Genomic DNA, 24,148 nt, shown 5'->3' on the forward strand with positions numbered 1-24,148 from the left:
CTTGCGATGTTAGCCGAGGCAGCGCGTCACATGCTTGACCGATTGGTACGCCGACAACCCCCAAGGCCCCAGCTCGCGGCCGATCCCGCTGCCCTTGGTACCGCCCCACGAGGTTTCGACGAACACTGCCTGCACAGAGTTGATCCATACGTGGCCAACCTCCAGCGCATCGGCCACGCGCTCGGCACGCTCCAGGTTAGCGGAGCAGACGGTGGCTACCAGCCCGAAGCGGCTGTCGTTGGCTTCGGCAATCGCCTGTTCTTCTGTCGCAAAGCGCCGTGCGCACAGCACTGGGCCAAATATTTCCTCGGTCCACAGGCGGCTGTCTTTCGGCACGTCGGCATACAGCGTGGGGCTGACGAACCAGCCATCACGGTCCAAAGCCTTGCCGCCGGCCAGGCACTGCAAACCTTCTTCCCGCGCCGTGGCAAAGTAGCTGGCCACCTTCAGCCACTGCGCCTGGCTGGTCAGCGGGCCCATGTCGACCTCTTCGGTCAATGGGTTGCCCACCCGAAGGTTTTCCAGTGCCGCCTGCAAGCGCGGCAACAGCGCATCGGCAATGCCGTCCTGGACCAGCAGCCGTGAAGTGGCCGAACACATCTGCCCGGCGTTCCAGCTGATGCCGGCAACAATCCACTCCACTGCCTGGTCGATGTCGCAATCGTCGAACACCACGATGGCTGACTTGCCGCCCAGCTCCAGTGTCACCGGCCGGCACTGCGCCGACGCGCTACGCATTACCTGGCTGCCGACGCTGTTGCTGCCGGTGAACGACAGCTTGTCCAGGCCGTTATGGTTGCTGAGCGCGGCGCCAGTCTCGGCCTTGCCGTTGACAATGTTCAGCACGCCGGCCGGCAGGCCCAGGGCGTCGGCGAGCTGGCCGTAGGCCTGCTCGATCAGCGGGGTGACCTCCGACGGTTTGAGCACCACGGTGCAGCCGGCAGCCAGGGCCGGGGCGAGCTTCCAGGCACTGGTGACCAGCGGGAAGTTCCACGGCACGATCAGGCCGACCACGCCCACCGGCTCCAGGCGGGTACGGGCGGTAAAACCGGGTGCGGCCAGCGGCACGTCACGGTTTTTCGACGGCAGTTGCTCGGCCAGTTCGGCGTAGTAGCCGAAGGTGGCGATGGCGTCATCCAGGTCGATTTCGGCCTCGTGACGGGGTTTGCCGTTGTTGCGCATCTGCAAGGTGATCAGCGCTTCACGGCGCTGCCCGAGCTGTTCGGCAAAGCCACGCAGGAAGGTTGCGCGTTCGCTGGCGCTGGTGTTTTTCCAGGCGGGCAGAGCGCTGCGGGCAGCGGCTACGGCCTGATCGACCTGGGCCACGCTGGCGGCCATCAGTTCGGCGAACGGTTGCCCCAGCGCAGGGTCGTTGACGCTGATGCAGTCGCTGCCCTGGCCTTCGACCCAACGGCCGGCGATATAGTGGGAAGTGGTCATGGTCGGTTTCCAGTCAGGCCATTTCGGCAGTGGTCACAGGCGTGCGCGCGGTGCTTTTGCAGCGCACCCAACGCGGGCCCTGGGGGCCATACACGCCAGCAGGTTCAGGGAACAGGTTGAGCAGCAGCAGGTACAGCACGCCAGCCAGCCCCAGGGTGACCGGCAGGCTCAGGTCGATGCCACCGGCCAGGTCGCCCAGCGGGCCGACGAACTGCCCCGGCAGGTTGACGAAGCACAGGCCGACCGCCGCGCTGGGGATCCACGCCCCCATGCCGCGCCAGTTCCAGCCGTGCAGGAACCAGTAGTGGCCACCACGCTGGCCGCGGGTGAACACCTGCAGGTCATCGGCGTGGTAGAAGCCGCGGCGAGTAATCAGGCCAAGGATCATGATCACCATCCACGGGCTTGTGCAGGTAATGATCAGCACGGCAAAGGTCGACACGCTCTGCACCAGGTTGAAGGTGAAGCGGCCAACGAAGATGAAGCCGATTGCCAGCACGCCGATCAGCAGCGTGGCGCCGGCACGGCTGAGCAAGCGGGGGAACACGCTGGACATGTCCAGGCCCGTGCCATACAGCGCGGTGGTGCCGGTGGACATGCCGCCGATCACCGCAATCAGGCACACCGGCAGGAAGAACCAACTTGGCGCTACCGCCAGCAGGCCGCCCACATAGTTGTTGGCGGCGATGTAGTCCGGTGCCTGGGTGGCAACCAGGGTGGCAGTACACAGGCCGAACAGGAACGGAATCAGCGTTGCGCCCTGTGCCGCGATCACTGCCAGCATGATGCGCGCCTTGGGCGTCTCACGCGGGATGTAGCGCGACCAGTCGCCCAGGAAGGCGCCGAACGACACCGGGTTGCTCATGGCCAGGATCGCTGCGCCGACGAACGCCGCCCAGAAGCCTGCCTGGCCAAGGTTGACACTGCCTGCATAACCCGCATCGAACGGGCCGGCAAAGGCGACGATGCCCAACAGGAACAGCAGGCTTGAAGCCCACACGGCAATCTTGTTGACCCACAACATGAAGCGGAAGCCGAAGATGCATACCACCAGTACCAGCACCGCGAACAAGCCGTAGGCCAGGCCCAGGGTCAGGTCGGTTTCCGGCAGGCCGGCCAGGCGCTTGGCTCCGCCGACCAGGGCATCCCCCGAGCTCCAAACCGACAGCGAGAAGAACGCCACCGCCGTGAGCAGTGACAGGAACGAGCCGACGATACGCCCGTGCACGCCAAAGTGCGCGCCTGACGAAACGGCGTTGTTGGTGCCGTTGAGCGCGCCGAACAACCCCATCGGTGCGAGGATCAGTGCACCGACGCCAACGCCAAGCAGAATGGCCCACACACCCGCCTGGAACGACAGCCCGAACAGCACCGGGAAACTGCCCAGCACGGCGGTAGCGAAGGTATTGGCACCGCCGAAGATCAGGCGGAACAGGTCCAGTGGGGAGGCGTCGCGTTGATCGGCGGGGATCTGTTCGACGCCGTTGGTCTCGATACCGGTCGAGTGGCTCATGGTGGTGCTCCAGCGCGGTTGTTGTAGCCTGCGCAGTGCGCGGGCCTTCTTGTGGGTGCGATGGCAGGGCGGCAGTGCCGCGTAAAGGTGATCAGGCCGGCGTTACGACCGACAGGTGCTCGTGACAGGCCAACCACTGGTCGGCCTGGCGGCGAAAGACAATTGTCTCGCGTTCGCTCAAGCGGTGGTCTTCACCGGCGATACGGATATGCGTGGCCACATCGTGCATGAAGATCGCCACGTCACCTTGCAGGCTTACCTGGGCGTTGCTCGACTCGCAGGCGAGCACGGCAAAGCCTTCGGCCTGCCACTGGGCCCAAAGGTCTTCGTAGGCGCGGCGCGACAGCAGCGGCTGCGGCAAGGTGTGGAACAGGAATGTGGCGTCTTCGCTGAAACAGGCGAAATAGCGGGCGGTGTCGTTGCTGGCGAACGCGGCGACGAGGTCGGCGGCGGCTTGGCGCACCTGGAGTGTCTGGTCCACGGGAGTGGCCTCACGGTTTTTGTGATTATGGTGAAGCGATTCTGGTGGTGGTTGGCGAGGGGACAAATCGCTGACGGCAAATAATCAGTTCAGGAATTTGTGAAGTGATGGCCATGGGCAAGTCTCTTGAAATGCGCGCACTTGTAAATAATACTGCTTCCCATTAACACCCTCGCGTAACCCTGCCTCGAGGTACTCCCGTGTCGTCGCTGCCCCACAACGCTCAAGTCGGCGAGCTTTACCGTGGCCATCACTCCTGGCTGCGTGGTTGGCTGTTCAAGCGCCTGGAGTGCCAGCACCAGGCTGCCGACCTGGCCCAGGACACGTTCCTTCGCCTGCTGGGGCGTGACACCTTGAATGGCCTGCGCGAGCCACGTGCATTTCTGGCCACCGTCGCCAAGGGGCTGGTGGTGGACCATTACCGCCGGCTGAGCCTGGAACGGGCCTGGCTCGACAGCCTCGCGGCGCTGCCTGAGCCGGAAGCTCCGCCAGCCGAAGCGCGGGTGCTGGTGCTGGAAACTCTGGTGGAAATCGACCGAATGCTCGATGGGCTGAAGCCCAAGGTGCGTAGCGCGTTCCTGCTGTCGCAGCTGGACGGGCTGACTTATCCACAAATTGCCGAACAGCTGGGCCTCTCGCTCAGTTCGGTGCAGCAGTACATGACCCAGGCGTTCGGCCATTGCTACCGGGTGCTGTATTCGTGAGCGCATCGGAACCGACTGAGCAAGTGGTGGCGCAGGCCATCGGCTGGCGCGTGCGCCTGGCCTCGGGGCTGGCCCAGGTCGAAGAACTGGAAGCCTGCCAGCGTTGGCGCGGTTTGCACCCAAGCCATGAGCAGGCCTGGCAACGGCTGGCGGTGTTCGACGGGCGCCTGGGGGCGATGCCGCCACCCCAGGCAAGCCAGGCCCTGCGTTACCGCGATCGACGCACGGTACTCAAAGGGCTGGCGTTGCTATTGGGCGGCTCAGCCGTGGTCGGTAGTGCCAGCCTGGGGATGCGCGGCTCGCCCTGGCTGGCAGGGCAGCGCACTGCCATGGGTGAGCGCAGGCGCCTGCAACTGCCGGATGGCGGCTGGCTGCAGATGAACAGTGGTAGCGCGTTGGACCTGGCATTCGACAGCCAGCAGCGGCGTATAAATCTGCTGGCTGGCGAGGTGATGATCCAGACCGGCAAGCAAGGGGCCGAACGGCCATTCTGGGTTGAAACCCCCTTGGGGACCTTGCAGGCACTCGGGACCGGTTTCTCGGTGCGGCTGAATGACGAGAGTGCGTTGCTGGCCGTGGAGGAGGGGGCCGTTGCGGTGCGGCCGGGTACCTTGCTGCAATCTGCAGCCGTTATACGCGCGGGGGAGCAGGTGCGTTTCAACCGGCAAAGGGTATTTGCGACCCAGCCATTGGACCGTGACGCACTGGCTTGGCGCGACGGGTATCTGGTCGTTCGGCAGTGGCCTTTGGCCCGCCTGTGTGCCGAGCTCGGGCGTTATCGCAACGGGGTGTTGCGCTGTGACCCTGCGGTAGCGGACTTGCTGATTTCCGGGGTGTTTCCGCTGGACGAGCCGGACCGGGCGCTGGCGGCATTGGGCCGTACTTTGCCTGTGCGAACGCGGTACTTGACCCGCTGGTGGGTGACCCTGGAGCCGGCCTGACAAAGCGCGTGAGCCCCTTCGCGGGCATGCCCGCGAAAACGTTCATGCACATCTCACAGAAACTATTTTCTTTTTTTTGCAGTTTTTTCGCCGTGGCTCGGCCTCCTTGCAATTCCGCTCATGACCACAAGGAAACCCCATGGCGTCGTCCCCGCACACCCCGCTTGCCCGCGCTCTGCGTATCGCCCTGCTGGGCCTGAGTGTCAGCCTGCCCATCGGCAGCCTGGCGCAGGCTGCGCCAAGCCACCACGTCGAGGTCCCGGCCGGTAGCCTGGAAGGTGCCCTCAACGCCTATGCCCGCCAGGCCGGCGTGCTGCTGAGTTTCGACCCGGCACTCACACGTGGCCTGAGCAGCCGCGGCCTGTCAGGTGATTACCCGATCGACGTAGGCTTCGCTTCCCTGCTCGGCAACACTGACTTGGCCGCCGAAGCCAGCAGCGATGGCAGCTGGCGCCTGGTATGTGCGACGAGCCAAGGGGCGGTCACCTTGCAGGCACAGACCATTTCCGCCCTGGGCGAAGAGAACCCGCTGGGGCCGGTGGGCAGCTACGTGGCCAAGCGCAGTGTCACTGCAACCAAGACCGACACGCCTATCCATGAGACCCCGCAGTCAATTTCGGTGGTAACCCGTGAACGCATGGAGGCTCAAGGCGTGCAGTCGGTCAATGAGGCCCTGCGTTACACCCCGGGCGTGTCTTCCTACGGCGCCAACAACCGCTCCGACTGGTACACGGTCGTACGCGGCTTCTCGCCGACGACCTATCTAGACGGCCTGCAACTGCCGACCACCATCAACCTGGCCAGCTGGATGGTCGACCCCTACATGCTCGAACGTGTCGAAGTGCTGCGTGGTCCGGCAGGCGTCTTGTATGGGCAGGGCGACCCCGGTGGGGTGATCAACCAGGTATCCAAGCGCCCGAGCACGGTCAGCAGCCACGAAATCCAGGCCCAGTACGGCACTGACGCGCGCCGACAGCTGGGCTTCGACAGCACCGGCGCGTTGGATGACGAGGGCGTTTGGAGCTACCGCATAACGGCCATCGGCCATGAAGCCAACATTCGCGACACCCCTTGGGAGGACAAGCGCCAGGCACTCTCCGCCGCCCTGACCTGGCAGCCGTCGGAAGAGACCCGGCTGACCGTAATGGGCAATTACCTGGCGGACGATTCCAACGCCCAGGACAACTTCCTGCCGGCAGTTGGTACTTTGTCCCACTCGCCCTACGGCAAGATCGGTCGCGATACCTTCACCGGCGACAAGCACTTCTCAAAGTACGAGAAGACCCAGTACAGCCTCGGCTACGAATTCGAAACGCGCCTGAACGACGTCTGGCAGCTGCGCCAGAACCTGCGTTATTCGCATCTGGACCTGAATGACAACATGGTCTTTGGTGTTGGCACTACCGCCTACTACGGCATGGAAGGTGGTGACGAGCGCACACTGTTACGCTACGCCGGCATCGAGAACCCCAAGTACAGCCGCTGGGCTGTGGATAACCAGGCCCAGGCCGACTTCAGTACTGGCGACATCCGCCATACCCTGCTGATCGGTGTGGATTGGCAGCGTCAGCAAACCTCTGACCCGCAGGCCTACGTCCTGACCACCCCTGTCGACCTGTATGGCGGCACGGACTATGGCCCGGTCGACCCAAGCCAGTTCACTCCGGACACCTGGAGCTACAGCCATCAGACCAGCCGACAAACCGGGTTGTACCTGCAAGACCAATTGCACTTCGACGACCATTGGGTACTGACCCTGGGTGGTCGCTATGACTGGGCCACATCGCAAACCCGAAACTGGACCGATGCCGGTTCCGATCCCGAAATACATACCCGTGACGAGGCGTTCAGTGGCCGGGTTGGCCTGGTGTATCTGGCCGACAACGGCCTGGCACCCTACCTGAGCTACAGCGAAGGTTTCACGCCAAACCCTGGCACCGATGCCAACAATCAGCCATTCGAGCCCACCGAAGCCAAGCAATACGAAGCGGGTATCAAGTACCAGCCACCGGGCTCGAACAGCTCGCTGACTGCCGCTGTCTTCGAGATTACCCAGGACAACGTGCTGACCACTGCGCCAGGCAACCCCAATGACAAAGTACAGACGGGGCAGGTGCGCTCGCGTGGCATCGAGTTGGAAGGGGTGGCCAGCCTGAGCAATGAGCTCAACTTGATCGCCACCTATACCTACCAGGACGTGAAGGTGACCAAGGCCAACGATGAGACCGATGGCAAGACGCCCATCAGCATCCCGACACCGCGCAACCTGGCCTCGGTATGGGCTGACTACACCTTGCACGATGGCTTGCTCAAGGGCCTGGGTTTCGGCGCAGGGGTGCGCTACACCGGTCGCAATCCGGGGGCACCGGACAACTCGCTGAACGTGCCGGCCTATACCTTGCTCGATGCCGCCGTGCATTACGAAACCGGGCCGTGGCGGTTTGCGGTAAACGCCAGCAACCTGGCCGACAAAGAGTATGTGGCGGGATGCTATGACGCTACCCGCTGTATCTACGGCAATGGTCGCACAGTGCTGGGCACGGCCACCTATCGCTGGTAGACACCGACCCTGTGGGAGCGGGCAGTGCCGCTGAAGGTTGCTGTCATCTGGCTGCAACGAATATTCAGCAACATTTCTGCCATCTCCCCGTGCCTCATTGCGAGTTCGAATGGGCCATCCCGCGCTGCACCTGCCACAGGACCACGACCTGTTCGGCTTGCTCTACGCCTTCGCTTTCCGCCCCGGCCAGCCAGGGCGCGAAATCGATTCGACGCAGTTGTTGCACACGCTCGGCCAGCCGCTGGAGCCCGGTGAGTTTCTCTGGGTGCACCTGAACCTGGCCCACGCAGCCTGCGAGCGCTGGCTGCGCACCCACCTGCAGTTGCCCGACGCTTTCTTCGAAACGCTGCGCGAAGGTTCCCGCTCGACCCGCATCGAGCACGCCGACTCAGCACTGCTGGCAGTGGTCAACGATGTGGTGTTCAACTTCGGCCTGGTGTCGTCGGACATTTCCACGCTGTGGGCCTGTGCCAGCAGCCAGTTGCTGGTGAGTGCGCGACTGCAGCCGTTGCACTCGGTGGACAAGCTGCGTTCGTCGGTCAAGCAGGGTGAGCGTTTTCATTCGTCCATCGAACTGTTGGTCCACCTGCTGCGTGACCAGGGCGATGTGCTGACCCAGATCGTGCGTGAAACCACCACCAGCGTCGATCGCATCGAAGACCAGTTGCTGTCCCAGCGCCTAAGCGACAACCGTGCCGAGCTGGGCAGCATGCGCCGGGTTCTGGTGCGCTTGCAGCGCCTGCTGGCGCTGGAGCCGGGGGCGCTGTTGCGCTTGCTCAACCGCCCGCCGGAGTGGCTGAAGGAACAGGACATACGCCAACTGCGTGCCGCCACTGAAGAGTTCACCCTGGTGATCAGCGACCTCACCGCCCTGGGCGAGCGGATCAAGCTGCTGCAGGAAGAAATCGCCGCCAAGGTCAACGAACAGACCAACCGCACTTTGTTCACCCTGACCGTGGTAACGGTGCTGGCGCTGCCGATCAACATCATCGCGGGCTTCTTCGGCATGAACGTGGGTGGCGTGCCGCTGGCGGAAAACCCCCATGGCTTCTGGGTGCTGGTTGCCCTGGTGGCGACCTTCACCGTGCTGGTTGGGCGCTGGGCGTTTCGCAAGCGCCGGGAATACTAAAACTGGGCAGGCACAGAACAAGCGAACCGACTGACGGTCGCTCCCACCCTTCATCCTTGCCTACGCTGATACTCCCAACCCGCTGAAGCAAGGAGATCCACCGTGAGCTTCCAATACAAGCGTCTGGACAAGAACAACGCCGCCGTGCTGCTGGTCGACCACCAGACCGGCCTGCTCTCGCTGGTAAGGGACATCGACCCCGACCGCTTCAAGAACAATGTGCTGGCCCTCTCGGACCTGGCCAAGTACTTCAAGCTGCCGACCATCCTTACCACCAGCTTCGAGACCGGCCCCAACGGCCCGCTGGTGCCGGAACTGAAAGAGCAGTTCCCCAACGCCCCCTACATTGCACGCCCCGGCAACATCAACGCCTGGGACAACGAAGACTTCGTCAAAGCAGTCAAAGCCACCGGCAAGAAGCAGTTGCTGATCGCCGGTGTCGTCACTGAAGTGTGTGTGGCCTTCCCGGCCTTGTCGGCACTGGAGGAGGGCTTCGAAGTATTCGTTGTCACCGATGCATCAGGCACCTTCAACGAACTGACCCGAGATTCGGCCTGGCGGCGCATGGAGGCTGCGGGGGCGCAGCTGATGACCTGGTTCGGCGTGGCCTGCGAGCTGCACCGTGACTGGCGCAATGACATCGAGGGGCTGGGTACCCTGTTCTCCAACCATATCCCCGACTACCGCAACTTGATGACCAGTTACAACAAGCTGGCCAAATAGCGCCACCCGGCGGGGCTGCACGGCAGCCCCCGCATCAATCTGCAAGCGAAGCGGCAAACCGTCATGAATCGACCATACTGACTCTTCATTCGCCTTCAGGAGAGTGTCATGTCGAAGCCGTCCAGGAAGAAACCCACCCAGGAACAGCCAGAAAAACTGGGCGGCAAGGCCTACGAAAAAGCGCTCAGGAACCTGCATGTAGAGCTGGTGAAGCTGCAGGAGTGGGTGGTGGCCAAGGGCTTGAAGGTATGCATTGTCTTCGAAGGCCGCGATGGCGCCGGCAAGGGCGGCACCATCAAGGCCATTACCGAGCGCGTCAGCCCGCGGGTGTTTCGTGTGGTGGCGCTGCCGGCGCCGACCGAACGGGAAAAATCCCAGATGTACCTGCAGCGCTACCTGGGCCACTTGCCTGCGGCAGGCGAAGTGGTGATCTTCGATCGCAGTTGGTACAACCGCGCAGGGGTGGAGCGGGTAATGGGCTTCTGCTCCGATGAGCAAGTGGATAAGTTCCTGTCCGGTGTGCCGGTGTTTGAAAAGGTCATGGTCGAGTCGGGGATCATCCTCATCAAGTACTGGCTTGAAGTCAGCGCCGAAGAGCAAACCCGGCGCTTGCAGGATCGCATCACCGACGGCCGCAAACTGTGGAAGCTGTCGCCGATGGACCTCAAGTCGTACACCCGCTGGGATGACTATACCCAGGCGCGTGACGACATGTTCCAGGCCTCGGATACCGCTTGGGCGCCGTGGTTCATGGCGCACTCCAACGACAAACGTCGCGCTCGGCTGAACATCATCAGCCATCTGCTCAGCCGTATTCCCTACAAAGACATCACCCGCGAGCAGCTGGTGAAGCTGCCCAAACGCGGCAAGATCGGCAAGTACAAGGCTGTGGCCTACCCGTTCAAGGTCGTCGAAGAACGCTTCTGAACCCCTTCCTACGGGAAGCTGCGAAGGTACGAGCTCATGCCTCATGACGGCAGCCTGCTGCAGGCGACGGTGGTGTTCCTGTTGGCCGTGGTGCTTCTGGTACCGCTGGCGCAACGTCTGAAAATGGGGGCGGTACCGGGTTATCTGTTGGCGGGTATCCTGATTGGCCCGTCGGTGCTTGGGCTGCTCGGCAACCCGGACAACGTGGCGCGGCTGTCGGAAATGGGCGTGGTCATGTTGCTGTTCGTGATTGGCCTGGAGCTGTCCCCACGGCGTCTGTGGACCATGCGCCGGGCGCTGTTTGGCGTCGGCAGCTTGCAGGTGGGGCTTACCGCCGTGCTGCTTGGGCTGCTGGCGTATGGGGTGTTCGACCAATCCAGGGCCGCTGCGATCGTGCTGGGCCTGGGCCTGGCGCTGTCGTCCACCGCCTTTGGCTTGCAGGTACTGGCCGAACGCAAGGACCTGGGCAAGCCTCACGGCCGTCTGGCCGTGGCCATTCTGCTGTTCCAGGACATTGCCGCCATTCCCCTGATTGCTGTGGTGCCGTTGCTCGGTGGTGATGTCAGCACCGCCGACGAAGGTGCCTGGCCGTTGCTGGCCGTGGCTGTTGGCATTGGTGTGCTGATTGTTTTTGGCCGTTATCTGTTGACCCCGGTATTCAAGTGGACGGTGGGGTCGGGTCTGCCTGAGCTGTCGACCGCCACGGCTTTGCTGGTGGTGCTGGGCACCGCCTGGTTGATGGAGCACGTGGGTGTTTCGATGGCGCTGGGGGCCTTTCTGGCCGGCGTGCTGATGGCCGAGTCGCCCTTTCGCCACGAACTGGAAACCCAGATCGAGCCAATCAAAGGCCTGCTGCTGGGGCTGTTCTTCGTTGGCGTGGGCATGAGTGCCGACCTGCGCCTGCTGTTCGGCATGCCGCTGATGGTGTTGGGGCTCACCTTGCTGCTGGTCGCCATCAAGCTGCCCTTGTTGTATGGCCTGGGGCGCACGCTCGGTGGGCTCAACAAGGCACAGGCGCTCTGCCTGGGCGTAGTGCTGGCCTCGGGGGGCGAGTTCGCCTTCGTGGTGTTCAAGCTGGCGCTGGACCATCAGGTCCTCACCCAGCAGGTGCACGACCTGCTGGTACTGGCCATCACCTTGTCGATGGCCGTGGTGCCCTTGGTAATGATGGCCTTGGCGCGGCAGCTACGCGACGACAGCCCCGTGCAGGTATCCCCTGAAACGGGCCAGTGAATTGCGCCTGGCTGGTGCATTGAATGTCGGGAGGTGGATCATGCAGTCGAGTTTCAAGCTGGACAGCGCCCTGTCGCGGGGCTTGCTCGATGTACTCATCAAGGCCGGCCTGGTGGCAGCCTTGGTGATCTTCTCCTTCCAGGTATTCCAACCGTTCCTGGAATTGATGCTGTGGGCGGTGATCCTGGCGGTCACGTTGTACCCGTTGCATTGCCGTATCCAGCGCCGCACTGGGCTCAAGCAAGGCTATGCGGCGACGCTGGTGGTGCTGCTGGTACTGGTGGTGCTGTTGGTGCCGATCTACCTGGTCGTGATGTCCATTGGTGAATCGGTGGACAGCCTGGTGACCTTGCTCAAGAGCGGTGCCTGGAGCGTGCCGGTCCCACCTGACTCCGTGGCGAATTGGCCACTGATCGGGCCGAAGGTGCATGCGCTGTGGTTGGCGGCCTCCGAAAACATGGCCAGTGTACTGAATCAGTGGATGCCCCAGATCAAGGGTGCCGGGCTTACGGTACTGGGCGCTGCGGCCAGTGCCGGTGGGGCCTTCCTGCTGTTCATCGGCGCGATCATCATTTCCGGGGTCATCATGGCCTTCGGTGAACGCGGTGAAGTCGCAGCGCAGCGTATTGCCATGCGGGTTTCGGGCGAAGAGCGCGGTAAGCCCTTGGCCACGCTGTGCACCGCTACCATTCGCGCGGTGGCGCAAGGCGTGATCGGCATTGCGTTCATCCAAATGCTGTTGATCGGTGTCGGTTTCGTCATCAAAGGCGTACCAGGGGCAGGGATGCTGGCCATCGTCATCCTCATGCTTGGGATTGCCCAAGCCCCGGCCACGTTGGTCACGGTGCCGGTAATCATTTATGTATTCAACACCGAAGGCTTCACGGTGGCGGCCATCGTTTTTGCCGTCTACACCTTCGTCGCCGGCCTTGCCGATAACGTGCTCAAACCGATGCTGCTGGGGCGCGGGGTCGATGTGCCGATGCCGGTGGTGCTGATTGGGGCACTGGGCGGCATGGTGGTCAAAGGCATCATCGGGTTGTTCATTGGCCCGGTAATCCTAGGCGTGACCTACGTGTTGTTCTGGCAATGGGTTGCGCTGCAGGTGCCGGAGCAACCGGCACCCCCCGCCGCCTGAGCCATGCCCAACTGCTGCTATGGCCTGGGGTTGCTGATGCTGCTGGCTGGTTGCACCCAGGTCGGCCCCGATTTCGAAAAGCCCCAGGCCCCGTGGCTGGACGGCTGGAGCACACCCATGCTGGAACAGGCAGGGCGTAGCGCCACCACCCCTGACCTGCGCCAGTGGTGGGCGGTGTTTGCCGACCCGATGCTGGACGCGCTGATTGCCGAGGCCGACGCCAACAACACCAACCTGCGCGTGGCTGGCCTGCGTATCGCTGAAGCTCGTGCGCAATTGGCCATCGTGCAGACCGGGCGTTATCCACAGCTGCAGCAACTGAGCGCGCAGAGCCTGTACCTGAAGCAGAACCAGTCCGGTACTGCCACCGCCCGTGATTCGGTGTTCTGGCAATCCAGCGTCGGCTTCGACATTGGCTGGGAGATCGACTTCTGGGGCCGCTTCAGTCGCGCCATCGAAAGCGCAGATGCCCTCTACTTCGCCTCCCAGGCCAACTACGCCGACGCCATGTTGCTGCTGCGTGCGCAAGTGGCCGACACTTACTTTGCCCTGCGTACCGCCGAGGCGCGGCTGGATATCGCGCAAGAGAACGCCAAGCGCCAGGCGCGTAGCCTGGAGATCACCGAGCGGCTTTTCCGCCACGGCGAACATGACGAACTCGACTGGCAGCAGGCGCGTACTCAATACCTGGCGACCCTGGCCACCATCCCTGAATTCGAGAATCAGCTCAACGCCCTGCGCAATGTGTTGTGCTCATTGCTGGGCCGCCCGCCCGGGCCGCTGCCGCAGTTGCAGGCCGGTCATGGCCAGCTGCCGCTGCCAGAGCGCGCAATATTGCAGGACGTGCCTGCCAACCTGCTGCAGCGCCGGCCAGACATTCGCGCCGCCGAGCAGGCAGTGGCGGCGCAGTCGGCGCTGGTCGGGGTGGCCGAGGCCGATCTTTATCCACAACTGAGCCTGCTTGGCAGTATCGGCTGGACCTTTCTTTCGGCCAGTCACCTGCCCAACACTTTCGACCTGGCGGCAGGGCCGAGCCTGATCTGGAACCCGTTCGACTACGGCCGGCGCAAAAATGCCGTGCGGGTGGAAGATGCCCGCTTGCAGCAACTGATCGAGCTGTACCAACAGGGTGTGCGCGAAGCCGCCCGTGAAGCCGACGACGCTGCCAGCGGTCTGGTGCGCTCGCTGCAAAGTGCAACCATTCGCGACCAGGCTTCCCAGGCGGCGCAACGCTCGCTGACCCTGGCCAGCTCGCAGTACCGCGAAGGCTTCGCCGACTTCCAGCGGGTGCTCGATGCCCAGCAACTGCTGTTGCAGCAACAGGATGGTTACCTGGTCAGCCGTGGCAACGCGGTCAGCAGCCTGGTGACGTTGTACAAGGCCCTGGGCGGAGGCTGGGACACCCGCCGCGCGCCGATCGACCCGGCCACCCGCCAGCACATGCAGCAACGCACCGACTGGGGCGAGCTGCTCGACGTGCCAGCCTCCAGCGCACATGCACAAGGTGAAACCGAATGAGCGACACCAGGCCAGCGCCGCCCCCGTCAGCCCCTGATCGCGGTATGCGCTGGGTGCTGTTGCTAATTGCCGTGAGCCTGCTTTGGTACCTGCTGGCGGACCGCTTCACGCCATACACCCAGCAGGCACGCCTGCAGGCCTACGTGGTGCCGGTGGCCGCCGAAGTGGCCGGGCAGATCAAGCGTGTGGCCGTCGGCAACAACCAGGAAGTGCGCCAGGGCGATGTGCTGTTCGAACTCGACCAAGAACAGTACCGCATTGCCTTGGCCCGCGCCGAAGCCGATCTCGATACCGTGCGCCGGCAGATCGGCGCCAGTACCGCTGGCATCGACTCCGCTCAGGCTGCGCTCGTGGCGGCCCAGGCCAATGAGCGCAAGGCGCGGCAGGACGCAGAACGCCTCAAGCGGCTGATTGACGAAGACCCCGGCACGGTATCGGTGCGCCGCCTGGAAGGCGCACAGGCCACCCGTGACCAGGCCATAAGCCAAGTGGCGGCGGCCCGTGCTGAAGTGGTGCGCGCCCGTGAACAGCAGGGCGGTGCACAGGAGGACAATGCCCAGCTGCGCAGTGCAGCGGCCAACGTGGAAAAGGCCCGCCTGGACCTTGCCCGTACCGTGGTACGCGCTGATGCGAACGGGTTGATCACCGACTTGCGCACCGACGTTGGCCACTATGTCGGGGCGGGCAGCCCGATGATGACCCTGATCAGTATTCATGACGTGTGGATAAGTGCCGACATGACCGAGAACAACCTCGGTCGGCTGCGCCCCGACACGCCGGTGCTGGTGGTGCTCGACGCGCTGCCCGGCACTGTGTTGAAGGGGCGTATACGCAGCATTGGCTACGGTGTGAGCGTGGGCCAGCCTGCAGCGCCGGGTACGCTGCCGACCGTGCAGAACAGCCGCGAGTGGCTGCGTTCGGCGCAGCGCTTCCCGGTGATCGTCGAGCTGGAGCGCGACCAGCTTCAGGACAAGACCGTGCTGCGGGTCGGTGGCCAGGCCGAGGTCATGGCCTTGCCCGGCGAAGGCAACCCCCTGAACCTGCTGGGCCGGTTGTTCATGTGGCTGATGAGCTGGCTGTCATATGCCTATTGAGCTGCGCCGCCTGCGCGCCCTGCGCCTGGCCTGGGGCGTGGCACTGTGCCTGGCAGTGAGCTTTGGTATCGGCTTGCCGGTGCCGATCCTGGCACCTGTGTTTGCAGTATTGCTGCTCGCCATGCGCAGTCAGCCACTGCCCCTGCGTGCGGCGCCGGCCCTGGCGCTGCTGGTGCTGCTAAGTTGCGGCAGCGGTCTGCTGCTTATTCCGCTGTTGCGCCATGCCCCAACGGCTGGCGTGTTGCTGGTGGGGGTGGGGGTTTTCCTGACATTGCGCTATGCGTTGAAGGGGGGCAACGGCCTGCTGGCCAACCTGCTGGTGGTCGGCCTGACCATGATTGCTGCTGCCGGCACCAGCGATTTCACATTGGCGCTTTCGGTAGTCGAAGCGCTGGCCAAGGGCATGCTGCTGGCGGTGCTGGGCACGACAGTGGCGCATGTGCTGTTTCCCGAGCCAGCCGATGCGCCGGCACAACCGGCGGCGGCGCTGCTGGCCAGCGAGCATGTCAGCTGGGTGGCGCTGCGGGCCACACTGATCGTGATGCCGGCCTTTCTCCTGGCGTTGATCGCGCCGGACCAGTACATGCCACTGATCATGAAAGCCGTGAGCGTTGGGCAGCAGGCCGGCGAAACCCGTGCGCGGCACGCCAGCCGAGAGCTGATCGGTTCAACCTTGCTTGCTGGGGTGTTGGCGATAGTGTTGTGGGGGGCGTTGAGCCTGTACGTGCACCTGTGGATGTTCTTCCTGTGGGTACTGCTGTTCGCGCTCTGGCAGGCGCGACGGCTGTACCAGGCCGTGTCGAACCGGCAGAGCCCGGCTTATTGGGTGAGCTGCCTGACGACAATGCTGATCCTGTTAGGGCAGTCGGTGCAGGACAGTGCCGGCGGGCAGGACGTTTACCGCGCCTTTGCCGTGCGCATGGCACTGTTTCTGGCGGTGTCGGTGTATGCCAGTGCCATGCTTATCTGGATTGACCGGTTTCGGCTTCGGGTACGGGCTGTTTAGTTCCTCTGTCAGGGCTGCCAATCGACCCCACTCTCTTCCAGATAGGCATCCACTGCCGCGCCCACTGTAGGGTGAAAAGCCCTCTCTCCCATATGCTCGAACAACCCGAATCGCCGCATCTTGTCCTTCACCGGGTCCTTCATTTCGGCAAACTGCAACTCCACCCCCCGTGCCTCCAGCGCTCGGTCCAGCTCGGCCAGCATGTCCGCCGAGGTGATGTCGATACTGGTCACCGGTTCCGCCGCAATTATCAGCCGCTGCACCGGCGTCGGCGACGCGTCCACCGCCGCCATCACTGTGCTCTGGAACTGCTCGGCATTGGCAAAGAACAGCGGCGCGTCCCAGCGCAGCAGCACCAGCCCCGGAATACGCCGGGCCTGTGGATAACGCTGCACGTCATGGTAACCACGCAGCCCATCGGCACGCCCGAGCACCGCGTGGTGCGGCCGCCAGCCGTCCCACAGGAACTCGATCACCGACACCGCCACGGCAATGCAGATACCGGGAATGGCGCCGAACACCGCCACACCGACAAAGCAGGTGATCGACAGCCAGAATTCCCACTGCTGCATGCGGAAAATACGCTTGAGGTCGGCGAACTCGAACAGCCCCAGCGCAGCGGCAATGACCACCGCAGCCAGCGCGCTGTTGGGCAGGTGCTGCATCAGATTGGGCGCTACCAGCAGCAACAGGGTTACTGCCAGCGCGCCGATGATGCCGGTGAGCTGGGTCTGCGAGCCGGCGGCTTCGGCCACCGGTGTGCGTGACGAACTGCTGCTGATCGGGATGCCTTGGAACAGCCCCGAAGCCAGGTTGGCCACGCCCAGGCCGAACATCTCCTGGTTGGGGTTTACCGGCATTTTCAGGCGTGCGGCATAAGAGCGTGACAGTACGCTGGTGTCGGCGAACGACACCAGCGCCACGGCAACCCCGCCCAGTATCACTTCGACCAGGTCGATGTCGGTTACCCAGGGGAAGACGAAGCTGGGCAGGCCCTGGGGCAATTGCCCGAGTACCTTGACGCCCATTTGGTCGAGATTGAACAGGCTTACTGCCAGCGTCGCCAACACCACGGCGATCAAGATGCCTGGCAGGCGCTTGAACGGTTTGAGCAGCAGGATCAGCGCCAGGCTACCGGCGCCCACGACGAAGCTTGGCCAGTGCCCCTGGCCGGCGAACAGCGCCTGGCCCAAGTGCCAAAGGTCGCGCAAGGGCCCCTCACTGTCGACTTTGAGGCCGAACAGCTTGGGCAACTGGCTGATCAATACGGTGAGGGCGATGCCGTTCATGTAGCCGTAGCGGATCGGCTTGGACAGCAGCTCGGTGATAAAGCCCAGGCGCAGCAACCCGGCAACCACACAGAACGCCCCGGCGACCAGCGCCATCATGCTGGCGATTGCGATCGCCCGCTGCGGGTCGCTGGCAGCGTACTGCACCACCACTGCCAGGATCGGCGCGGCCAGCGCCGAGTCCGGCCCCAGCACCAGGATGCGGCTGGGGCCGAACAGGGCATAGGCCAGCAGCGGGATGATGGTGGCGTACAGCCCATAGATACCGGGGACGCCGGACGCTTCGGCGTAGGCGATGCCCACGGGTACCAGCATGGTGGTGAGCACCAGGCCGGCGGCGATGTCCTTGGGTAACCAGGCCGCTTTGTAGTGGAGCAGGGTGACCAGGCCGGGCATCCAGCGTTGCCAGTCGAAGCGTGTGGTGTCGGGCATGGTGCGGGCTCTGGAGAAGGAGGGGGGCTCAATCACAGAATAGGTGTTGGCGCCGGGTAGCGCTTCCCGCGTCTCGCCTATAAAATGCGATAAATTCTCATTAGCTTTTGGTCCTGCCCGTGTCCGCATCCCACACCAGCAAGCTGGGTTTGTTTTTCAGCGATCACCACCGCTGGTTGCTGCGGCATGTGCAACGGCAACTGAGCAACCGCCCAGACGCCGAGGACACGGCTGCCGAAACCTTCTGCCAGCTGCTTGCCGCACGGGTCGACCCAGCGGCCATCGAGCAGCCGCGCGCCTACCTCTCGACCATTGCCAGGCGACTGATTTCCGACCGCCATCGCCGCCGACGCCTGGAGCAGGCCTACCTGGAGCGGCTGATGCTGCTGCCTGAAACGCTGGCGCCCTCGCCGGAAGAAACCCACCTGCTGCTGGAAGCCCTGCACGCCATCGACCGCAGCCTGGCAGGGCTGCCGCTGGTGGTGAAGAAGGCGTTTCTCATGAGCCAGCTCGATGGCCTGGCCTATGCGGAAATTGGTCGGCGCCTGGGCGTATCCGAACGTACGGTTGGCCGCTACATGACCCAGGCCTTGCGCCAGTGTTACCTGAGCGGGGCGCAAGCATGAGCCGGCGCGTATTGAACCCTGCCGCCGAACAGGCAGTCGCGTGGATGGTGCGCCTGCGCTCCGGGCGAGACGATGCCCGGCAACAGGCGCTTTTTCAGCAGTGGCTGGGTGATGACCCGGCCAACGTCCATGCCTGGGAGCAATTGCAACGTGGCTTGGGCGAGCACTTCGAGGTTGTGCGCCGAGCTCCTGGCGCTTTGCGCGATACCTTGCTGCAGCCGGAAGTCGGTCGGCGCGATGTGTTGCGGGCAATGGCCGGGCTTTCTGTGCTGGGTGGCAGTTTGTGGTTCGCCGCCAGCAGCGATACCGGCCAGGCATTGACGGCCGATTTGCGTACAGGCACCGGCGAACGTCGCAGCCTGACGTTGGCTGATGGCAGCCGGCTGACATTGAATGCCGACAGTGCGGTCGACCTCGCCTTCTCCGGCAGCCGTCGGCTGGTGCGCTTGCGCAGGGGAGGGCTGGTGGTGCAGGTGGCTGCAGACCCGAGCCGTCCGTTCATCGTGCGTAGCGAGCAAGGTGATGTGCGCGCACTGGGTACGCGTTTTCTGGTCGAGCAACTGGCCGACGCCACCCGCGTGGTGGTGCTGGAGCACGCCGTGCGCGCTTCGTTGCCCAATGGCACCGAGCTGGACTTGGCAGAGGGTCAGGCAGCGTTGTTGCATGCGCAGCGCATCGAGCCACTGACGGCGGGGCAGGCCTACCGCGCCGACTGGGTGCAAGGTCACCTCAGTGTGCTGGACGAGCCCCTGGCGTTGGTTATCGATGCCTTGCGCCCGTATCGCCCGGGGTTCGTCCGTGTCAGCCCGCAGGTGCGCAACCTGCGGGTACAGGGGGTGTTCCCGCTGGATGACAGCGAGCGCACCTTGGCTGCCCTTGAAGAGACGATGCCGATCAGCGTGAAACGCTACGGTGCCTGGCTGACCTTGATCGAAGCGCGCTGAGCGGGCTGCTTTCGAATGAAAATTTTTATCATTCGTGTCCGGTTTTTCTTGCTCGTCCCACCTCTCTCCTGACAACAGCAAAAATTCAGGAGTATCCACGTGTTCAAACCTTGGCCCCTCGCCCTTGCCATCGTGCTGGCAACCGCACCAACGGCCGTCGTCCAGGCGCAAGGATCTGCGCAGCAACAGCTGCAGCGTTTCGACCTGCCGGCCGCCAGCCTGGCGCAAACCCTCAACACCATCGCCCGCCAAGGTGGGCAGGTGATGTCGCTGGACCCGGCTCTGGTCGTCGGCAAGCAGGCCCCCGCGATCCAGGGTGAGATGAGTGCCTTGCAAGCCGTGCAGCAGGCGCTGGTGGGCAGCGGCCTGCAACTGATCGTCACTGGCAGCGGCACCTTCAGTGTGGTGCCGACGGTGGACGCCAAGGGCGCGCTGGAACTGGGTGCTACCAACATCAACAGCGTGGGGCTGGGCGAAACCACCGAGGGTTCTGGCTCGTACACCACCGGCGCCGTGACGATCGGCAAGACCCCTCAGTCGCTGCGCCGTACACCGCAGTCGGTGACCGTGGTTACGCGCAAACTGATGGACGACAAGAACCTGGTCTCACTGGACCAGGTGATGGCCCAGACCACAGGCATTACCCGCGCCAACCGTGGCTACGGCAACCATCACTTCAGCTCCCGGGGTTTCGACATCACCGACGACAGTTACATGGTCGACGGCGTGGCCGGGCAGGCCTACGCCTACACCGGCTGGATGATCCCCGACATGGCGGTGTTCGACCGTGTCGAGGTACTGCGAGGCGCCTCGGGCCTGTTGGTAGGGGCGGGCAACCCAGGCGGTGCGGTCAACCTGGTGCGTAAGCGCCCGACGTCGGAGCCACGTTTCTCCGTGACCACCCGTGCCGGCTCCTGGGACAATTACCGGCTGGACCTGGACGCCAGTGGCAGGCTGAACCCGCAAGGTTCTCTGCGCGGCCGCGTGGTGGCGTCCTACGAGGACCGTGGTTACTTCACCGATGTCAGCAAGTCCAAGCGGCCGTTGCTGTACGGCATAGTCGAAGGCGACCTGAGCGACGCCACTACCATTGCTTTGGGTTTGCGCCGGCAGACTTCGCGCATTGACGGCTACAGCGTGCTGGGCTTGCCGAACAACCCGGATGGCAGCAACCCGCACCTCAAGCGTTCCACCTTCCTGGGCCAGGACTGGGCCACGCTGCAGACCCGCACCGACGAAGTGTTCGCCGACCTCAATCACCGTTTCACCGACAACTGGAGCGGCAAGCTGGCGCTGTCGCACTCCGAAAGCAGTTACAACCGCAGCGCCATCGAATGGAGCGCAGAGGACACGCTGGAGTACGGCAGCCCCACTGGGCCGATAATCAACGACACCAGCTTTCACAAGTTCGATGTCACCGCCAACGCGGTGGACGGCCACCTGGACGGCGAGTTCGAAGCGTTTGGCCTGAGCCATCAGCTGTCGCTGGGGGCCAACTGGTCCCGGCGCAAGATGAATGACAAGGACGCCACTGTAAAGCTCGACAGCCCCATCCCGCTCAATGTGTTCGACCCGGACCACAGCATTGTCCCAGAACCTTCGCGACAGGGATGGGACTACAAGGAAGACACCTTCGATACCCGTTACGGCACCTACCTCAATGCCCGCCTGCACATGACCGAGGACCTCAGCCTGGTGCTGGGCGGGCGCCTGAGTTGGTACAAGACCGAGGCCTGGAGTGGCGGGCTGAAAAGCACCAATGAACAGAAGCACGAGTTCACGCCTTTCGTTGGTGCCATCTACGACCTGAACAACAACTGGTCTCTGTACGCCAGCTATGCCGATATCTTCATGCCCCAGGCCAGTTACCGCAGTGCGGGTGGCAAGATGCTTGACCCCGCTATCGGTTCCAACTACGAAACCGGCATCAAGGGCGAGTTGTTCGACAAGCGTCTGAACCTGTCCTTTGCGCTGTTCTATATCGAACAGGAGGACGTCGCCGCTCGCGACTATGCCAATGATGGCAACTGTCCCACAGACGTTGCAGGCCGTTGTTACGTGAACAGCGATGGCATCAGCCGCAGCAAGGGCTTCGAGGCAGAGGCCAGCGGTGAGTTGCTGCCGGGCTTGCAGGTGGCGGCGGGTTATACCTTCAACACCACGCAGTCGGAGACTGGCGGGCCGATCTCGGCACAAACGCCCAAGCATCTGCTGCGGGTGAACACCAACTACACCCTGCCGGGTGAGTGGAACCGCCTCAGTGTCGGCGGTGGTGTGTCGGCCCAGTCCCATTACTACGACGCTTACAATGGCGTGAGCAACAGCGGCCGGGCGGTGTTCGATGCACGGGCGGCGTACAAGCTCGACCAGCACTGGACGGTGGGCGTGGACGTGGAGAACCTGCTGGACCGCAAGTATTTCGACTCGACCGGTTACTGGACCCGCGGCACTACTTACGGCGCGCCGCGTAGCTACATGCTGACCTTGCGTGGGGATTTCTGAAGCTCGCCGCAAACACCCCCCTGAATTGCGCGCCTGATGTTGGACACAAATCCAACCTCAGGTTGCGCCTTCATCCACAGCCGTCGCTATCAGAAAATCGATTAATGCCCGGCTGGCCGCCGACAGTTGGCGATGCGGCGGATAAATGATCGAGAAAGGCCGTCGGGCACCTTCGTAGTCCTCCAACAAACGCTCCAGCCGGCCCTGCTGCAAGCGTTCGGCGACGATGAACTCGTAAGTCTGACAGATCCCGACACCCTGATCGGCCAGTGAGATGCAACCCAGCACATCGTCCGCCACCACCGGATTTCCCTGCGGTATGAAGCATATTTCCTCCTCACCTTGGCGGAACTGCCAAACGCCTGGCCGGCCGTTGCTGGGCATTACGAAAGGCAGGCAGTTGTGTCCGGCCAAATCTGCTATGGATTGCGGCCTGCCGGCACGCGAGATGTAGGCCGGCGCCGCCACCAGGCAAAGCCGAGCTTCCTCCAACCGACGCGCCACCAGGGCGCTATCCGGCAAGACGCCAAGACGAATGGCCAGGTCATACCCTTCGGCCACCAAGTCGACATTACGATTGGTGATGCTCAACTCGACCTGTACTTTCGGATAACGCAGCGCGAAGGTTGCCAGCATGGCCGGCAACCGGTGATGCCCATAGGTGGTCGGCGCGCTCAGGCGCACACGGCCCTGCACCTCGCCTTGGCCGCTCAGTGCTCGCTCCGCGCTGGCGATCTGTTGAAACGCAGTGCGGGCCTGCTCGATGTATTCCAGGCCACTGTCAGTGACGCTCAATCGACGCGTGGTGCGGCGTAGCAACTGCACCCCTAGGTGTGCCTCAAGCCGTGAAATCGCCCGACTAACCACGGAGGGTGTGGTGGCGAGGGCCACCGCTGCCGCGCTGAGCGAGCCACGCTCTACTACCTCCAGCAGCGCCTCGACATCCCCTAGGTGACCAAACCGTCGCGCCATCTTGTTCTCCAGAGCAAAACTGCTTTCCCACGCCCCCAATTTATCGCCTGGTTGATCATCAATAAAGTGTCCATCAGGGCACGGCATCCGGCTTGTGCATGAATGGGAGAAAATGCGATGGGGACTTACCGACGACTGATCCTGGCTGCTGTCATTGGCAGCGTGAGCTTGGGCGCCCACGCGGCTAACGTGCTGGTGGTGCTGTCCGACGAGAGCCACCTAGGCCTGCGCGATGGTAAGGCCTTCGCCACCGGCTTCTACCTCAACGAGCTGCTGGAGCCGACCAAAATGCTGCTCGACGCAGGCCACCAAGTGACCTTCGCCACTCCCCTCGGCCGTGCGCCTACTCTGGACCGCAGCTCGGCCAGCGCCCAGTACTTCGGTAACGATCCGAAGCAATTGGAGCAATACCAGGCGCTGCTGGACCAGTTGCAGCTCACTTCTGCGGAGCATTCGCCGGTGATAAGCCTGGCCCGTGTGGAGCAGATTGGCTATGGGACGTTCGATGCAGTCTACGTGCCTGGCGGCCATGCCCCGATGCAAGACCTACTCGCCGACCCGGCCCTAGGTCGTCTGCTTCGTGCATTTCACGCCGAGGGCAAAACCACCGCGTTGCTCTGCCACGGTCCCATTGCTCTGCTCTCCGCGCTGGACCAGCCGCGCAAGTTGATCCAGGCACTGGAGAGCGGGAGCCGGACAGCGATGCCCGACGACTGGATCTATTCTGGCTACCGCATGACGGTCATCAGCAACCAGGAGGAAGAACAGGCCAAGGGCCTGCTCGGCGGGGGGCAGATGAAGTTCTATCCGCAGACCGCCCTGGAGCGCGCGGGCGGGCAGTATCAGAGCAACCAGTCGCCCTGGACGCCTAATGTTGTCATCGACCGTGAATTGATAACCGGGCAGAACCCGGCATCAGCGACGCAGGTGGCCCAGGCTGTTTTGCATCGTCTGCAGAAACACTGATCAACAGGGG

The 24,148-nt window shown here is 63.4% G+C and carries 20 protein-coding genes; 15 read left to right on the top strand and 5 right to left on the bottom strand.

From position 1 onward, the window contains the following. Positions 1 to 9: 9 nt before the first annotated feature. The 3 genes from ACNQP3_RS03730 to ACNQP3_RS03740 all read right to left on the bottom strand — a co-directional run bounded on the left by ACNQP3_RS03730 (position 10) and on the right by ACNQP3_RS03740 (position 3,434). On the bottom strand, positions 10 to 1,440 hold the full coding sequence (locus ACNQP3_RS03730) for an aldehyde dehydrogenase family protein (protein ID WP_264316812.1): 1,431 nt from the start codon (positions 1,438 to 1,440) through the stop codon (positions 10 to 12). A gap of 13 nt (positions 1,441 to 1,453) precedes the next feature. Continuing rightward, complete coding sequence (locus tag ACNQP3_RS03735) at positions 1,454 to 2,953, bottom strand: purine-cytosine permease family protein (RefSeq protein ID WP_060514801.1); 1,500 nt, start codon at positions 2,951 to 2,953, stop codon at positions 1,454 to 1,456. 91 nt (positions 2,954 to 3,044) lie between these two features. Beyond that, a complete protein-coding gene (locus tag ACNQP3_RS03740; protein ID WP_060492872.1) occupies positions 3,045 to 3,434 on the bottom strand; it encodes a YybH family protein in 390 nt (129 codons plus the stop codon). A 200-nt stretch (positions 3,435 to 3,634) separates the two neighbouring features. Between ACNQP3_RS03740 and ACNQP3_RS03745 the strand changes: the two genes are divergently transcribed. From ACNQP3_RS03745 to ACNQP3_RS03795, 11 genes are all read left to right on the top strand, one after another. Continuing rightward, positions 3,635 to 4,138 carry a sigma-70 family RNA polymerase sigma factor gene (locus tag ACNQP3_RS03745; protein WP_264316813.1) on the top strand — a complete coding sequence of 168 codons (504 nt, stop codon included), beginning with the start codon at positions 3,635 to 3,637 and terminating at the stop codon, positions 4,136 to 4,138. Next, a complete protein-coding gene (locus ACNQP3_RS03750; protein ID WP_012270458.1) occupies positions 4,135 to 5,079 on the top strand; it encodes a FecR domain-containing protein in 945 nt (314 codons plus the stop codon). The genes ACNQP3_RS03745 and ACNQP3_RS03750 overlap by 4 nt, the downstream gene beginning before the upstream one ends. A gap of 139 nt (positions 5,080 to 5,218) precedes the next feature. After that, positions 5,219 to 7,639 (top strand): TonB-dependent siderophore receptor, encoded by a 2,421-nt coding sequence (locus ACNQP3_RS03755; RefSeq protein ID WP_264316814.1) that lies wholly within the window; start codon positions 5,219 to 5,221, stop codon positions 7,637 to 7,639. A gap of 109 nt (positions 7,640 to 7,748) precedes the next feature. Next, positions 7,749 to 8,768, top strand: a complete 1,020-nt coding sequence (locus ACNQP3_RS03760; RefSeq protein WP_012270460.1) for a transporter — start codon at positions 7,749 to 7,751, stop codon at positions 8,766 to 8,768. A gap of 102 nt (positions 8,769 to 8,870) precedes the next feature. Next, a complete protein-coding gene (ycaC, locus tag ACNQP3_RS03765) occupies positions 8,871 to 9,491 on the top strand; it encodes an isochorismate family cysteine hydrolase YcaC (RefSeq protein WP_012270461.1) in 621 nt (206 codons plus the stop codon). Positions 9,492 to 9,599: 108 nt separating this feature from the next. After that, a complete protein-coding gene (gene ppk2, locus ACNQP3_RS03770) occupies positions 9,600 to 10,418 on the top strand; it encodes a polyphosphate kinase 2 (protein WP_264316815.1) in 819 nt (272 codons plus the stop codon). A gap of 36 nt (positions 10,419 to 10,454) precedes the next feature. Continuing rightward, on the top strand, positions 10,455 to 11,651 hold the full coding sequence (locus ACNQP3_RS03775; RefSeq protein WP_012270463.1) for a monovalent cation:proton antiporter-2 (CPA2) family protein: 1,197 nt from the start codon (positions 10,455 to 10,457) through the stop codon (positions 11,649 to 11,651). 40 nt (positions 11,652 to 11,691) lie between these two features. After that, complete coding sequence (locus tag ACNQP3_RS03780; RefSeq protein WP_060492871.1) at positions 11,692 to 12,789, top strand: AI-2E family transporter; 1,098 nt, start codon at positions 11,692 to 11,694, stop codon at positions 12,787 to 12,789. Positions 12,790 to 12,792: 3 nt separating this feature from the next. Then, entirely contained in the window at positions 12,793 to 14,307 is a 1,515-nt protein-coding gene (locus tag ACNQP3_RS03785) for an efflux transporter outer membrane subunit (protein WP_012270465.1), read from the top strand. Further along, a complete protein-coding gene (locus tag ACNQP3_RS03790; protein ID WP_012270466.1) occupies positions 14,304 to 15,401 on the top strand; it encodes an HlyD family secretion protein in 1,098 nt (365 codons plus the stop codon). Before ACNQP3_RS03785 ends, ACNQP3_RS03790 begins: the two co-directional genes overlap by 4 nt. Next, a complete protein-coding gene (locus tag ACNQP3_RS03795; RefSeq protein ID WP_012270467.1) occupies positions 15,391 to 16,407 on the top strand; it encodes a DUF2955 domain-containing protein in 1,017 nt (338 codons plus the stop codon). Before ACNQP3_RS03790 ends, ACNQP3_RS03795 begins: the two co-directional genes overlap by 11 nt. 8 nt (positions 16,408 to 16,415) lie before the next feature. Here ACNQP3_RS03795 and ACNQP3_RS03800 read toward each other — a convergent pair whose 3' ends face one another. Then, entirely contained in the window at positions 16,416 to 18,128 is a 1,713-nt protein-coding gene (locus ACNQP3_RS03800; RefSeq protein WP_264316816.1) for a SulP family inorganic anion transporter, read from the bottom strand. A gap of 119 nt (positions 18,129 to 18,247) precedes the next feature. Between ACNQP3_RS03800 and ACNQP3_RS03805 the strand changes: the two genes are divergently transcribed. From ACNQP3_RS03805 to ACNQP3_RS03815, 3 genes are all read left to right on the top strand, one after another. Beyond that, positions 18,248 to 18,754, top strand: a complete 507-nt coding sequence (locus ACNQP3_RS03805; protein WP_060514813.1) for a sigma-70 family RNA polymerase sigma factor — start codon at positions 18,248 to 18,250, stop codon at positions 18,752 to 18,754. Beyond that, positions 18,751 to 19,698, top strand: coding sequence for a FecR domain-containing protein (locus ACNQP3_RS03810; RefSeq protein WP_264316817.1), 948 nt, complete (start codon positions 18,751 to 18,753; stop codon positions 19,696 to 19,698). Before ACNQP3_RS03805 ends, ACNQP3_RS03810 begins: the two co-directional genes overlap by 4 nt. 99 nt (positions 19,699 to 19,797) lie before the next feature. After that, positions 19,798 to 22,200, top strand: a complete 2,403-nt coding sequence (locus ACNQP3_RS03815) for a TonB-dependent siderophore receptor (RefSeq protein ID WP_264316818.1) — start codon at positions 19,798 to 19,800, stop codon at positions 22,198 to 22,200. 57 nt (positions 22,201 to 22,257) lie between these two features. On the opposite strand, the gene ACNQP3_RS03820 is transcribed toward ACNQP3_RS03815, so the two are convergent. After that, positions 22,258 to 23,172, bottom strand: coding sequence for a LysR family transcriptional regulator (locus tag ACNQP3_RS03820; protein ID WP_060492866.1), 915 nt, complete (start codon positions 23,170 to 23,172; stop codon positions 22,258 to 22,260). Positions 23,173 to 23,289: 117 nt separating this feature from the next. Between ACNQP3_RS03820 and ACNQP3_RS03825 the strand changes: the two genes are divergently transcribed. After that, positions 23,290 to 24,138, top strand: a complete 849-nt coding sequence (locus ACNQP3_RS03825) for a type 1 glutamine amidotransferase domain-containing protein (RefSeq protein WP_060492865.1) — start codon at positions 23,290 to 23,292, stop codon at positions 24,136 to 24,138. Positions 24,139 to 24,148 lie beyond the last annotated feature (10 nt).

Origin of the sequence: Pseudomonas sp. LFS074 (genome assembly GCF_047978165.1) — a bacterium.
Classification (GTDB): Bacteria; Pseudomonadota; Gammaproteobacteria; order Pseudomonadales; family Pseudomonadaceae; genus Aquipseudomonas; species Aquipseudomonas putida_P.

Excerpts from the sequence above, each read along its gene's own strand:
- ACNQP3_RS03730 (WP_264316812.1), bottom strand. The coding sequence starts at position 1,440 with ATGACCACTTCCCACTATATCGCCGGCCGTTGGGTCGAAGGCCAGGGC.
- ACNQP3_RS03735 (WP_060514801.1), bottom strand. The coding sequence starts at position 2,953 with ATGAGCCACTCGACCGGTATCGAGACCAACGGCGTCGAACAGATCCCC.
- ACNQP3_RS03755 (WP_264316814.1), top strand. The coding sequence starts at position 5,219 with ATGGCGTCGTCCCCGCACACCCCGCTTGCCCGCGCTCTGCGTATCGCC.
- ACNQP3_RS03760 (WP_012270460.1), top strand. The coding sequence starts at position 7,749 with ATGGGCCATCCCGCGCTGCACCTGCCACAGGACCACGACCTGTTCGGC.
- ppk2 (WP_264316815.1), top strand. The coding sequence starts at position 9,600 with ATGTCGAAGCCGTCCAGGAAGAAACCCACCCAGGAACAGCCAGAAAAA.
- ACNQP3_RS03775 (WP_012270463.1), top strand. The coding sequence starts at position 10,455 with ATGCCTCATGACGGCAGCCTGCTGCAGGCGACGGTGGTGTTCCTGTTG.
- ACNQP3_RS03780 (WP_060492871.1), top strand. The coding sequence starts at position 11,692 with ATGCAGTCGAGTTTCAAGCTGGACAGCGCCCTGTCGCGGGGCTTGCTC.
- ACNQP3_RS03785 (WP_012270465.1), top strand. The coding sequence starts at position 12,793 with ATGCCCAACTGCTGCTATGGCCTGGGGTTGCTGATGCTGCTGGCTGGT.
- ACNQP3_RS03790 (WP_012270466.1), top strand. The coding sequence starts at position 14,304 with ATGAGCGACACCAGGCCAGCGCCGCCCCCGTCAGCCCCTGATCGCGGT.
- ACNQP3_RS03795 (WP_012270467.1), top strand. The coding sequence starts at position 15,391 with ATGCCTATTGAGCTGCGCCGCCTGCGCGCCCTGCGCCTGGCCTGGGGC.
- ACNQP3_RS03800 (WP_264316816.1), bottom strand. The coding sequence starts at position 18,128 with ATGCCCGACACCACACGCTTCGACTGGCAACGCTGGATGCCCGGCCTG.
- ACNQP3_RS03810 (WP_264316817.1), top strand. The coding sequence starts at position 18,751 with ATGAGCCGGCGCGTATTGAACCCTGCCGCCGAACAGGCAGTCGCGTGG.
- ACNQP3_RS03820 (WP_060492866.1), bottom strand. The coding sequence starts at position 23,172 with ATGGCGCGACGGTTTGGTCACCTAGGGGATGTCGAGGCGCTGCTGGAG.
- ACNQP3_RS03825 (WP_060492865.1), top strand. The coding sequence starts at position 23,290 with ATGGGGACTTACCGACGACTGATCCTGGCTGCTGTCATTGGCAGCGTG.